The organism is Streptomyces sp. NPDC043908, from assembly GCF_056435525.1.
In genome coordinates, this window is record NZ_JBWKEI010000004.1 from 356,677 (window position 1) to 367,922 (window position 11,246).

Here is an 11,246-nt window from a genome sequence, read left to right on the forward strand (position 1 = left end):
CGAAAGACTGATCGAAGCCTCATGATCGAGATCCCGTCCGACCTGAACCCGGACCTCGTCCCCCTCGCGTTCCTCCTCGGTACGTGGGAGGGCGCGGGCGTCACCGACTTTCCGGGTGCCGAGAAGGCCAATTTCGGCCAGTCCGTCACCTTCAGCCACGACGGCCGGGACTTCCTGGAGTACGTGTCGCACTCCTGGATCCTCGACGCCGAGGGCAACAAGGTGAAGCCGCTGGAGACCGAGTCCGGCTTCTGGCGCATCGACAAGGACCGCAAGGTCGAGGTCGTCATGGTCCGCGACCAGGGCGTCGTGGAGATCTGGTACGGCGAGCTCGCCGACCAGAAGCCGCAGATCGACCTGGTCACCGACGCCGTGGCGCGCACCGCCGCCTCCGGCCCGTACACCGGCGGCAAGCGTCTGTACGGGTACGTGAAGAGCGACCTCATGTGGGTCGGCGAGAAGGCGACCCCCGAGGTGGAGCTGCGGCCGTACATGTCCGCGCACCTCAAGAAGGTCGTCACGCCCGAGGAGGTCGCGGCGATGGCCCGGGGCCTGGGCGACCTGCCGGACGACGGGATCGCCTTCTTCAAGTAGACCGCGTTCTTCGAGTAGGGGGACCGGATACGGCCGCCGGGCACGGGGCCGCGTACTGCCGCGCGTAAGGAGATCCGAGGGAGATCCGTTCCGCGCGGGGGTAATCGCGCGGTGGCTCCTACACTGGGCGTGTGGTGACCACCGACTGGCAGAGCGACCTCCGCAAGCGCGGGTACCGGCTGACCCCCCAGCGCCAGCTCGTGCTGGAGGCCGTCGACGTACTGGAACACGCGACGCCCGACGACATCCTCACCGAGGTGAGGAAGACGGCGGGCGGCGTGAACATCTCCACCGTGTACCGGACCCTGGAGCTCCTGGAGGAGCTGGGTCTGGTCTCGCACGCCCATCTGGGACACGGCGCCCCGACCTACCACCTGGCCGACCGCCACCACCACATCCATCTGGTCTGCCGGGACTGCACCTCGGTGATCGAGGCGGACGTGGACGTGGCGGCGGAGTTCACCGCGAAGCTGTGCTCGACGTTCGGCTTCACGACGGACATGAAGCACTTCGCCATCTTCGGCCAGTGCCAGGACTGCGCCAAGAACGCCGCCCAGGAAGCCGCCGGGGACGCGGGTACCGCGTCGTAGGCTTGCTGTCATGCAGCGACATTCCACGATGAGCCCTCTGCTCGCCCTGCCCGGCGCCGTCCCCGCCGAGGGACCCGACGAAGGTGTCGCCGCGCACTACGGCGACCTGTTCCGCGAGCAGCGCGCCCTCGCCGGCGGCACCGGCCTCGTCGACCTCTCGCACCGCGGTGTCGTCACCGTCACCGGCGACGACCGGCTGAGCTGGCTGCACCTGCTGCTGACCCAGCACGTCAGCGACCTGCGGCCGGGCCTGGCCACCGAGGCGCTGATCCTCTCCGCGCACGGGCACATCGAGCACGCGCTCTACCTCGTCGACGACGGCACGACGGTGTGGGCGCACGTGGAGCCCGGTACGCAGGACGAGCTCGTCGCGTACCTGGAGTCGATGAAGTTCTTCTACCGCGTCGAAGTCGCCGACCGTACGGCGGAGTTCGCGGTGGTGCACCTGCCCGCCGGATCGATCGCGCAGCCGCCCGCGGGCACGGTGGTCCGGGAGACCCCGCACGGGCGGGACCTGTTCCTGCCGCGCGAGGAGCTGGCGGCCTTCGCCGCCGAGGAGGGCCCCGCGATCGGGATCCTGGCGTACGAGGCCCTGCGGGTCGAGGCGCACCGGCCGCGGCTCGGCCTGGAGACCGACCACCGCACCATCCCGCACGAGCTGGGGTGGATCGGCACCGCCGTGCACCTCCAGAAGGGCTGCTACCGGGGCCAGGAGACGGTCGCGCGCGTCCACAACCTGGGGAAGCCGCCGCGCCGGCTGGTCTTCCTGCACCTGGACGGCAGCGAGGTGCTGCTGCCGGGGCACGGGACGCCGCTGCGGGTCGCCGCGGACGGCGCGGAGGGCCGCCAGATCGGCTTCATCACGACGTCGGCCCGCCACCACGAGCTGGGGCCGATCGCGCTGGCGCTGGTGAAGCGGAACGTCGCCGTGGACGCGGAGTTGCTGGCCGGGGGTACGGCCGCCGCCCAGGAGGTCGTGGTCGAGCCCTGATCCCGGACGCGGGCCGAACCGTCGCCTCCGTTGTGGGCGGGCGGCGGTGGGGCGGAGGGGGCTACACCTCCACCAGCACCGTGAACGGGCCGTGGTTGGTCAGGGACACCCGCATGTCCGCGCCGAAACGGCCCGTCTCCACGGTCGCGCCCAGCTCGCGCAGCCGCGCCACCACCTCGTCCACCAGCGGCTCGGCCACCTCGCCGGGGGCCGCCGCGTTCCAGGTGGGGCGGCGGCCCTTGCGGGCGTCGCCGTAGAGGGTGAACTGGGAGATCACCAGCAGCGGGGCGTCCACGTCCGAGCAGGACTTCTCGTCCGCCAGGATCCGCACCGACCACAGCTTCCGTGCCAGTTGCGCCGCCTTCTCGGGAGTGTCCCCGTGGGTCACCCCGACCAGGACGCACAGGCCCTCGCCCGTGATCTCGCCGACCGTCTCGCCCGCCACGACGACGCTCGCGCCGTCGACCCGCTGTACCACCGCTCGCATGGGACCCAACCTATTCCACGCACCAATCCGGCCCCACGGGGGCCGAACGGGTGGTGTGGGTCTGCATATGCACCACGGGGAGTGGCACGATGCTGACAGCCGGTGCGCCCCATCCCGCACCAGTCGAGGGGACGGTAGGACACATGAGCACTCCTGGCGCCGGGCAGCAGTCGCCCGGCCCCGTTTCGCTGACCCGGACGAGCACGTCGGCCGGGCGGGCGGCCGTGTCGCGACCACCCGTCCAGCGTGCCGGTGACCACCTGTCCGTGACCACGGAGCACGATCTGACCGCGCTGCGGCTGCCGGAGCTGCGCGGTCTGCGGCGGCAGTCGCAGAGCGACGAGGCCGACCTCAGCTACGTACGACGGCTGCTGCACGGCCGCATCGACATCCTGCGGGCCGAGCTCGCCCGGCGCACCGGGCCGCACACGCCCGTCGTGGAGCGGCTCTCCGAGATCCTGGCGGACGCGCCCTCCCCGCACCGGGCCTCCGCCCGCCACGTCACGCTCTCCACGCCCCGCAGCGCCGAGTACCGGCGGCTTGCGGCCGAGATGGACGCGGAGGTCCAGCTCTCCGACCTCGACGCCCGTACGGACGAGGAGCTGCACACCGCCATGGGGCGCCTGATCCGCTACGAGCAGCAGGTCTCGCGGCGCCGCCAGCACCTCCAGCGGACCGCGGACGATTGCAGCGCGGAGATCGCCCGCAGGTACCGTGAAGGGGAAGCACAAGTAGACGACCTGCTCATCTGACCGACGATTCCAAGGTCACCGGGCGGTCCAGCCCCGGAAGGCCTCCACCATGAGCACCGACACCGTCATATCCCCGGTCCTCGCCGAAGTCGTACGTTCCGGTTTCGTCGAGGGCCGGCATCGGGGCTCGCTGGTGGTGCTGGGGGCCGACGGCGGCGTGGAGTTCGCCCTCGGCGACCCGGCGGCGCCCGTCTTCCCGCGCTCCAGCAACAAGCCCATGCAGGCCGCCGCCGTCCTGCGGGCCGGGCTCGACCTCGCCGGGGAGCGCCTCGCGCTCGCCGCCGCCAGCCACTCGGGCGAGGGCTTCCACCTGGACCTGGTCCGCAAGATGCTCGCCGAGCACGGGCTCACCCCGGACGACCTCCAGACCCCGCCCGACCTGCCGCTGGACCCGGCCGAGGCCGAGACGTACCTCGCGGCGGGCCACGTCCGCGACCGGGTCACCATGAACTGCTCCGGCAAGCACGCGGCCATGCTCGCCGCCTGCCGCCTCAACGGCTGGGACGAGCGGTCCTACCTCGACCCCGCCCACCCGCTCCAGCGCCTCGTCCACGACGGGGTGGAGGCGGCGGCGGGCGAGCCGGTGGCGACGGTCGGCACGGACGGCTGCGGGGCGCCCCTGATGGCGATCAGCCTGACGGGCCTGGCCCGCGCCTTCCGTACGTTCGTGCTGGCCGGGCCCGGGACGCCCGAGCGCCGGGTGGCGGACGCGATGCGCGCGCACCCCGAGTACGTGGCGGGCACCCGCCGCCCCGACACCTGGCTGATGCGCGAGGTGCCCGGCGTGCTGTCCAAGATGGGCGCGGAGGCGGTGCAGGCGGTGGCGCTGCCGGACGGGCGGGCGCTCGCCTTCAAGGTCGACGACGGCGCCGCCCGCGCGCTGGGCCCGGTCCTGGCCCGCGCCCTGCGGCTGCTGGGCGTGGACGGCCCGGTGGTGGAGCGCGTCGGCAGCGCGCCGCTGCTGGGCGGGGCCGAGCGGGTGGGGGAGGTCCGGGCGGCGTTCTAGGGCGTGTTGCGCCCTGGCCCCGCCGGGGGCCACGGAAATTGGGGCGACAGGCGGGCCGGGGCGTGTTTAGCGTGGCGGGCATGAGCCCGACGCGTCAGCAAGCCGCTCCCGTGCCCGCCTCCACCCCCTCCCTCGACCTGCGTTCCGTCACCGAAGCCGAGTTCACCGACTGGCTGCGGACGGTGAACACCGGTTTCCTGCGCCCGCCGGTGGTGACGGAGAACGACCGGGCGCGCCGGCTCGCCCACAGCGATCTCTCGCGTACGCGGGGCGTCTTCGACGGTGACCGCTGTGTGGCGGCCCTGCGCTCGTTCGCCCAGGAGCTGACGGTGGTGGGCGGCGCGGCCGTCCCGGCGAGCGCGGTCACCAACGTCGCCGTCGCCCCGACCCACCGCCGGCGCGGTCTGCTCAGCCGGATGATGGCCGAGGACCTGGCGGCGGCGAGGGAGCGGGGCGACGTGGTGTCGACGCTGATCGCCGCCGAGTACCCGATCTACGGCCGGTACGGCTTCGGCCCCGCCACCTGGACCGCCGAGTGGGAGGTCGACACGGGCCGGGCGGGCCTGGACCCGCGCTGGTCCGGCCCCGAAGACGGCGGCACCATCGAACTGGTCGCCTCCGAGGACGTACGCAAGCTGGGGCCCGAGCTCTTCGAGCGCTTCCGGGCCCGGCAGCCCGGCGCGGTGACCCGCGACGCGCTCTGGTGGGACCTGGCCACGGGCGCGGCCACCCGCGACGACCACCCCTGGACCGAGCCGTTCTGGGCGGTCCACCGCTCGGCGCGGGGCGAGGTGGAGGGCCTGGCCGCCTATCACGCGGACGAGACGTGGACCGACGCCAAGCAGCCGCTGAACACCGCGACGGTACGCCAGCTGTTCGGGCTGACCCCGGCCGCCGAGCGCGCCCTGTGGCACTTCGTCTGCTCGATCGACTGGATAGCCAGGGTCCGCACCGGCTACCGCGCCCCCGACGACCTGCTCCCGCTGCTCCTGCCGGACCCGCGCGCGGCGAGGATCGTGACGCACGCGGACTTCCTGTGGGTGCGGGTGCTGGACGTCGTACGAGCCCTTGAGGCGCGTACGTACGCTGCGGCCGGCACCCTGGTCCTGGAGGTCACGGACGCGTCCGGCCTCTCCTCGGGCCGCTACCGCCTGGACGCGGACCCGTCCGGCGCGTCCTGCGCGCCGACGACCGAGTCAGCGGATCTGACCCTGGACGTGCGGGAGTTGGGCGCGCTGTACCTGGGAGACGAGTCGGCGGTGCGACTGGCCGCGCTGGGCCGGGTCGCCGAGGAGACGGCGGGGGCAGCGGAGAAGGCGGACGCCCTCGTGCGGACGGGGCGGCGTGCCTGGTGCCCGGACATGTTCTGAGGGTGGCGGGCGGGGTCATGTGTCGGTCTTCTGCGGGATGAGCGCGGCCAGCACGGCGGCCGCGCCGATGAGGCTGAAGGTGGCCTCGCCGGTCTGCTGGCCGACCGTCAGCAGGACGATGCCCACGCTGCCGACGACACCGAGCCGGTGGTGGACCAGCTTCTCGGCGGCGATGACGGCCAGGGCGAGTATGAGAGCGGTCATGGGCATGGAGTCCCTCCCCCGAGAGGTCCGCCTGATGGAGGTTCCGCGCGAACTTCACCAAGTTGGCGGACAACTTTCTCAAGTTGTCCCGCTACCTCAAGAGCCATAAACCAACTTCGCAACAACTCCCGTCGGCTGTCGGATAGTTGTAGCGTTCCGGTGTGACGTCGGAACCTGAGGTGACGGACGACGGCGGCGCCAGGCGCACGCCCGACGATGTGGCCGCCTCGCTGCGGGCCCGGATCCGCGCGGGCGAGCTCACGGTGGGCGCCAAACTGCCCACCCAGGCCTGGCTGGTGGACCACTACGGGGTGGAGCGGACGGTGGTGCGCCAGGCGCTGCGGCAGCTGCATGAGCAGGGGCTGATCACCGAGGGCCGCAAGGGCGCCCCGGCGAGGATCGCCAGCGCCGAGCCGGCCGCCTCCCGGCCCGCGGACGAGGAGCCGAAGCTGACGGCGGCCGTGCTCAGCCCCCGGGTGGCGGAGGCGTTCCGGGCCGAGGAGGTGCGGATCGACGCGGTGTGCCTGACGACGGAGACCCTCAACCTGGCGCTGGGCGAGCCGCTCGCCGCCATCCACGCGGGCGTGTTCCGCCCGGCCTCGGTCCACGTCCGCATCCTGCTGCCGGACCGGGGCATCAACCTCGCCTTCCCCCGGCCCGTGCGCCGCTCGGCGGCCGACGACCGGCTCGTCCACGAACGGTGGCTGAGCCAGCGCAACACCCAGGGCATCGTCCTGCGGGACAACCTGGAAGCGCTGCACATCGTCGAGGGGATCGACGTCCACATCGAGTTCCAGGCGCTGCCGCTCACCTCGCCGATCAAGCTGTACCTGCTGAACGGCTCCGAGGCGCTCTTCGGCTACTACGACATCACCGAGCGCCAGCAGCAGATAGCCGACACCTCGGTGGAGATCTTCGACTCGCTCGGCAACCAGTCGATGCTGTTCCAGTTCCTGCGCAGTGCGGGCGCGCGGGACGCGGCCTTCGTCGACCGCTCGCAGCGGTGGTTCGACAACCTCTGGGAGACCATCACCACCAGCCTCGACCTCGGACGCTGACGAAAGGCCCACGGGTGAAGTGGCGGCCGGAAAGGGCCAGTTGCGTGGACGGGGCAGTATGGGGGACGGGGTGACGCTATTCTGCCTCCTCCTCGACGGACGGAGTGCTGTGGACGACCCGCACGATCTCCTCGACGCCGCCCAATGCGTCATCTTCGACTTCGACGGGCCCGTGTGCGACCTCTTCGCGAAATACACCGCGGCCGATGTGGTGGACGACCTCCGCGCCTGGCTGGAACGCGATCTCGACGTGAGGGTCCCGCCCGGGAAGTACGCGGCCGATCCGCTCGGCTATCTCGGGCTGGTCGAGCAGAGCCCGCACGGCAGACGGTGGGTGAGAGAACTGGAGAAACGTCTCACCCAACAAGAGGAACGCGCCGCCGAGTCGGCCGAGCCGACGGAAGGAGCGGCCGACCTGATACGGGAACTCGGGGCCGTGGAGACCCGGCTCGGCATCGCCACCAACAATTCCGCCGAGGCGGTGGGGGCGTACCTCAGACGGATGGACCTGACCGACAGTTTCGGCGCGCACGTCCACGGCCGCGGGGCCGACATCGCCAGGCTGAAGCCCGATCCGGACTGCCTGCGGCGGGCCCTCGGCTCGACGGGGTCCGCGCCGGGGGAGTCCGTGATGATCGGGGACTCGGAGAAGGACCTCGACGCCGCCAACCGACTCGAAGTACCGTTCATCGCCTTCGTACCGACCGGGAAGAGCCGGGAATCCGGCGAACAGGATTCTGAGGGCCGATGGTACGAGCGAGTGCCGGTGGTCGAGTCGCTCCATGAGCTTCTGAGCAGGTGAGGGGGGAGGCGCCGGGGTGTCGCGGGGCGCCGGAGGAACCGGCCCGGACGACACCCCGGTGAACACATCCGGATCCTCCACTGCCGGCTCCGGCGGCTCGGTACAGTCCCGCTGAAGTTCCTCCGTCCTCCCGCGGCCCGACCCGCGCCGCACCCGAAGGCTCGACACGATGGCAACCGAGACGTCCCCGGCCCGGCTGAAGGCGGCCGGGCTCAGCCGGGACGGCGACCGGGGGGTGACCGGGCCCCTCCAGGGGCACCACCACGAGGCGTACGCGATCGTGCTCCCGCCGGGGAACCCGCTCGGCGCGGAGTACACGCGCGGGAAACTGCGGGAGCGGCGGGAGAACCTGTTCTGGTTCGACCGGCGTACCTTCGCCTCCGAAGACGCGCTTCTGATGGCGCTCAGAGGCCGGGTCTCCCGTATTCCCCACTGCGCGGAATTCACCGAGGGGCTGTTCCTCCAAGGTTTCATCGAGGGGCACACGCTCCCCCGTGCGCGATGCGGGCTCGGCCGCCTCTCCCGGCGCCATATGATCCAACTCGGGGTTTTCTTCAGGGAATTGGCCGCGGTCGAGCACGGGAAACTCTCCCTGGAATTGCTGCCCGAGAAGCAATACGGCCCCGGGGGCGGTCCGCCGCCTCCGGTCCGGGACGGGGACAGCGCGGGTTTCCTCGGCCGGCTGATCGACTTCACGCAGTTCCAGGTCTACGGAAAGCACGTGGCGGAGTTCGGCGCGCTATTCGACAGCCTGGGCGTTTCGGCCAGGTCGCTGCAAGGGCTGCGGGAGCGGGCCGCGCGGTTGACCGAGCGGCCGTTCTCCCTCGTGCACGGCGATCTGCACCGCCGGAACCTGATCGTCGACGCGGCGGGTGACCTCTGGTTCATCGACTGGGAACTGGCCATGATCGGGGACCCGTTGTACGAGCTGGCGACCCATCTGCACCTGATGGACTACCCCGAGTGCGACGCGCGGCGGGTCAAGAACGTATGGCGGGAGGCGGTCGGGGCCGCCCGTCCCGGTGCCTGTGAGGGCTGGGAGCGGGACCTGCCGCACCTGCTGGCGTTCAAGCGGGCGCAGTCCGTCTACACGGACGTGATCCGTACGGCCGCGGCCCTGCTGGTGGGCGCGGGCGCGCTGGCCCTGGTGGCGGGCGTCGTCGCGGGCCCGCCGGGGGCCATCGCCGGGCCGGGCCCGAGCCGTCTGCGGCTGGCCCGGGCGGCGGGCAGGATCCAGCGGGTGCTGGCCGCCGCCAAGGAGGCCCTCGGCCTGCCCGAGGTCCCCAGCCGCGCCCGGATCCGGACGGCGTACGGGGACTGGCTGCGGGAGCGGGTGCGGCGGCGGGGCTAGCCCGGTACTTCCCTCGGCGCTCCAATCCCGGCGTCCGGGCGTCCGGGCGTCCGGGCGTCCGGGCGTCCCGGCGTCCGGGTGTCCCCGTGCCCCGTGCCTCGTGCCCCGGCGTCCGGGCGTCCCCCTGCCCCCGTGTCCGGGCGTCCCCGTGCCCCGTGTCCCCGCGTCCCCGTGTCCCGGCGTCCCCGCATCCCTACGGCCCCGCGCCCCCGTCTCTCCCGGGCCGGCCCTCCCATGGCGAGGAACACCTGCCGGCCGCCTACGCCCTGAGCAGCACCTTCCCCACCACCCCGCGCTCCTCCACCGCCCCGTGCGCCTCCCCCGCCCGCTCCAGCGGGTACACCGCCCCGATCACCGGGCGCAGCCGGCCCGCCGTCGCCTCCTCCAGGGCTCGGGTGGCCAGGGTGACGCGGTGGTCGGGGGTGAGCTGGACGTCGGCTATGCCGAGTACGGTGACCGCCCGGGCGGCCGCCTCTGCCGGGTCGACCGGGGCGAAGCCCTGGCCCGTGGGGGCGCCGTGGGCCGAGAAGCGGCCGCCCTCGGCCGTCAACGGGAAGGCCGCCGCGCCGAGTTCGCCGCCCACGCCGTCCAGGACCACGTCCGCGCCCGCCCCGCCCAGCACCTCGGCCGCCCGCTCCGGCCAGTCGGGGGCCGCCGCGTCCACGACCTCGTGGGCGCCCAGGCCCCGTACCAGCGCCAGCTTCCGCTCGCCCCGCGCCACCGCCACCACCCGCGCGCCCCGCGACCGGGCCAGCTGGACCAGGAGCGTGCCCATGCCGCCGGACGCGCCCGTGATCAGGACCGTCTCGCCCGCCTTCAGGGCCGTCAGGTCCAGCAGGGCCAGCGCGGTCACGGCGTCGTGGACCAGTGCCGCCGCCTCCCGCAGCCCCAGCCCCTCGGGGACCGGGACGAGGTGGGCGACCGGGACGGCCGCCAGCGACGCGTAGCTGCCGGCGTCGACGGCGGCGATCACCCGGCGCCCCGCCCACCGGGCCGGGTCGACCTGCGCCCCGGTCGCCGTCACCGTGCCCGAGAGGCCGCCGCCGGGCACGTACGGCGGCCGGACGTCGAAGTACTCGCCGAACGCGCCCGCCCGTATCTGCGTCTGCACGAAGAGCGTGTCGATGTGGTCGACCGCGACCACCACCTCGTGCGGTCCGGCCACCGGGTCCGGCAGCTCCACCGGAACCAGTACCTCCGGGCCGCCGAACTCCTCCACCTGTGCCACGCGCATGCCGCTCACCCATCCCCGTCGTACGTTCGCCGAAGTCGCTGGATCCGCCAGGAACCGCGAAGCGCTTCCTTGATCCGGAGTCTTCGGCCTCAAGCGCGGTTGAGGTCAAGCACGGGCCGCCCCCGCCTCCCCGTACGCTCAACCCATGGGTTTGCGGGAGCGGAAGAAACAGCAGACGTACCAGGCCGTCTCGGACGTGGCGATCGCCCTCTTCCTGGAGAAGGGCTTCGACAACGTGCCGGTCGCGGAGGTGGCCGCCGCCGCCGGGATCTCCAAGCCGACCCTCTTCCGCTACTTCCCGGCCAAGGAGGACCTGGCCCTGCACCGGTTCTCCGACCACGAGGACGAGGCCGCGCGGGTGGTCGCCCAGGGGCGTGACGAGGGGCTCGCGCCGCTTCCCGCGCTGCGCCGCCACTTCCTGGCGGGGCTTGCCGGCCGCGACCCGGTGACCGGGCTGAACGACGACCCCCGGGTGCGCGCCTACCACGGGCTGCTCTACGGCACGCCCAGCCTGGTGGCGCGGCTCTTCGCCTACCAGAGCCGGGCCGAGGGGGCGCTCGCGGCGGCCCTGGGCACGGACATCGGGGCGCGTCTCGCGGCCGGTCAGATCATCGCCGTCCAGCGGATCCTCGCGGACGAGAACTGGCGCCGCATCCAGTCCGGCGAGAGCGCCGAGGACGTGTACGAGGGCGCGGTGGCGGCGGCGGAGGAGGCGTTCGCGCAGTTGAGGGAGGGGCTGGGGCGGTACGCCTGAGCAGCGGGAGCGGGAGCGGGAGCGGGAGCAGGAGCAGGGGTGGGAGCAGCTAG

Annotated in this window: 13 protein-coding genes; 10 read left to right on the forward strand and 3 right to left on the reverse strand. The window is 72.8% G+C overall.

Annotated elements, in window-relative coordinates; translation table 11 throughout:
* Nucleotides 1-21 precede the first annotated feature (21 nt).
* The 3 genes from AC069K_RS12290 (at nt 22) to ygfZ (ending at nt 2,175) form a co-directional block, all read left to right on the forward strand.
* The gene (locus tag AC069K_RS12290) at nt 22-594 is read left to right on the forward strand and encodes a heme-binding beta-barrel domain-containing protein (RefSeq protein ID WP_344080589.1); all 573 of its coding nucleotides are present in this window, start codon (nt 22-24) and stop codon (nt 592-594) included.
* Nucleotides 595-725: 131 nt separating this feature from the next.
* Nucleotides 726-1,184: a Fur family transcriptional regulator gene (locus AC069K_RS12295; RefSeq protein ID WP_365100436.1), complete on the forward strand. Its 459-nt coding sequence runs from the start codon at nt 726-728 to the stop codon at nt 1,182-1,184.
* Between the two features lie 10 nt (nt 1,185-1,194).
* Nucleotides 1,195-2,175 carry a CAF17-like 4Fe-4S cluster assembly/insertion protein YgfZ gene (ygfZ, locus tag AC069K_RS12300; protein ID WP_358834036.1) on the forward strand — a complete coding sequence of 327 codons (981 nt, stop codon included), beginning with the start codon at nt 1,195-1,197 and terminating at the stop codon, nt 2,173-2,175.
* Nucleotides 2,176-2,236: 61 nt separating this feature from the next.
* Here ygfZ and dtd read toward each other — a convergent pair whose 3' ends face one another.
* On the reverse strand, nt 2,237-2,662 hold the full coding sequence (gene dtd, locus AC069K_RS12305) for a D-aminoacyl-tRNA deacylase (protein WP_358834037.1): 426 nt from the start codon (nt 2,660-2,662) through the stop codon (nt 2,237-2,239).
* 143 nt (nt 2,663-2,805) lie between these two features.
* On the opposite strand from dtd, the gene AC069K_RS12310 reads away from it, so the two are divergent.
* From AC069K_RS12310 to AC069K_RS12320, 3 genes are all read left to right on the forward strand, one after another.
* Complete coding sequence (locus tag AC069K_RS12310; RefSeq protein ID WP_365100431.1) at nt 2,806-3,414, forward strand: RsiG family protein; 609 nt, start codon at nt 2,806-2,808, stop codon at nt 3,412-3,414.
* A 49-nt stretch (nt 3,415-3,463) separates the two neighbouring features.
* Complete coding sequence (locus AC069K_RS12315; protein ID WP_365100429.1) at nt 3,464-4,420, forward strand: asparaginase; 957 nt, start codon at nt 3,464-3,466, stop codon at nt 4,418-4,420.
* 80 nt (nt 4,421-4,500) lie between these two features.
* Nucleotides 4,501-5,790, forward strand: a complete 1,290-nt coding sequence (locus tag AC069K_RS12320) for a GNAT family N-acetyltransferase (RefSeq protein ID WP_478615013.1) — start codon at nt 4,501-4,503, stop codon at nt 5,788-5,790.
* Nucleotides 5,791-5,805: 15 nt separating this feature from the next.
* On the opposite strand, the gene AC069K_RS12325 is transcribed toward AC069K_RS12320, so the two are convergent.
* Nucleotides 5,806-5,994, reverse strand: a complete 189-nt coding sequence (locus tag AC069K_RS12325; protein WP_365100425.1) for a hypothetical protein — start codon at nt 5,992-5,994, stop codon at nt 5,806-5,808.
* 161 nt (nt 5,995-6,155) lie between these two features.
* Between AC069K_RS12325 and AC069K_RS12330 the strand changes: the two genes are divergently transcribed.
* The 3 genes from AC069K_RS12330 (at nt 6,156) to AC069K_RS12340 (ending at nt 9,205) form a co-directional block, all read left to right on the forward strand.
* Entirely contained in the window at nt 6,156-7,052 is an 897-nt protein-coding gene (locus tag AC069K_RS12330; RefSeq protein WP_365100424.1) for a winged helix-turn-helix domain-containing protein, read from the forward strand.
* Between the two features lie 109 nt (nt 7,053-7,161).
* Nucleotides 7,162-7,854 (forward strand): HAD family hydrolase, encoded by a 693-nt coding sequence (locus AC069K_RS12335; RefSeq protein ID WP_478615018.1) that lies wholly within the window; start codon nt 7,162-7,164, stop codon nt 7,852-7,854.
* Nucleotides 7,855-8,023: 169 nt separating this feature from the next.
* Nucleotides 8,024-9,205, forward strand: a complete 1,182-nt coding sequence (locus AC069K_RS12340) for a phosphotransferase family protein (RefSeq protein WP_478615021.1) — start codon at nt 8,024-8,026, stop codon at nt 9,203-9,205.
* Between the two features lie 259 nt (nt 9,206-9,464).
* On the opposite strand, the gene AC069K_RS12345 is transcribed toward AC069K_RS12340, so the two are convergent.
* Nucleotides 9,465-10,439, reverse strand: a complete 975-nt coding sequence (locus tag AC069K_RS12345) for a zinc-binding dehydrogenase (RefSeq protein ID WP_478615024.1) — start codon at nt 10,437-10,439, stop codon at nt 9,465-9,467.
* 145 nt (nt 10,440-10,584) lie between these two features.
* Between AC069K_RS12345 and AC069K_RS12350 the strand changes: the two genes are divergently transcribed.
* Nucleotides 10,585-11,193, forward strand: coding sequence for a TetR family transcriptional regulator (locus AC069K_RS12350; protein ID WP_358833345.1), 609 nt, complete (start codon nt 10,585-10,587; stop codon nt 11,191-11,193).
* Nucleotides 11,194-11,246 lie beyond the last annotated feature (53 nt).

Excerpts from the sequence above, each read along its gene's own strand:
- AC069K_RS12315 (WP_365100429.1), top strand. The coding sequence starts at position 3,464 with ATGAGCACCGACACCGTCATATCCCCGGTCCTCGCCGAAGTCGTACGT.
- ygfZ (WP_358834036.1), top strand. The coding sequence starts at position 1,195 with ATGCAGCGACATTCCACGATGAGCCCTCTGCTCGCCCTGCCCGGCGCC.
- dtd (WP_358834037.1), bottom strand. The coding sequence starts at position 2,662 with ATGCGAGCGGTGGTACAGCGGGTCGACGGCGCGAGCGTCGTCGTGGCG.
- AC069K_RS12345 (WP_478615024.1), bottom strand. The coding sequence starts at position 10,439 with ATGCGCGTGGCACAGGTGGAGGAGTTCGGCGGCCCGGAGGTACTGGTT.
- AC069K_RS12320 (WP_478615013.1), top strand. The coding sequence starts at position 4,501 with ATGAGCCCGACGCGTCAGCAAGCCGCTCCCGTGCCCGCCTCCACCCCC.
- AC069K_RS12310 (WP_365100431.1), top strand. The coding sequence starts at position 2,806 with ATGAGCACTCCTGGCGCCGGGCAGCAGTCGCCCGGCCCCGTTTCGCTG.
- AC069K_RS12290 (WP_344080589.1), top strand. The coding sequence starts at position 22 with ATGATCGAGATCCCGTCCGACCTGAACCCGGACCTCGTCCCCCTCGCG.
- AC069K_RS12340 (WP_478615021.1), top strand. The coding sequence starts at position 8,024 with ATGGCAACCGAGACGTCCCCGGCCCGGCTGAAGGCGGCCGGGCTCAGC.
- AC069K_RS12325 (WP_365100425.1), bottom strand. The coding sequence starts at position 5,994 with ATGACCGCTCTCATACTCGCCCTGGCCGTCATCGCCGCCGAGAAGCTG.
- AC069K_RS12350 (WP_358833345.1), top strand. The coding sequence starts at position 10,585 with ATGGGTTTGCGGGAGCGGAAGAAACAGCAGACGTACCAGGCCGTCTCG.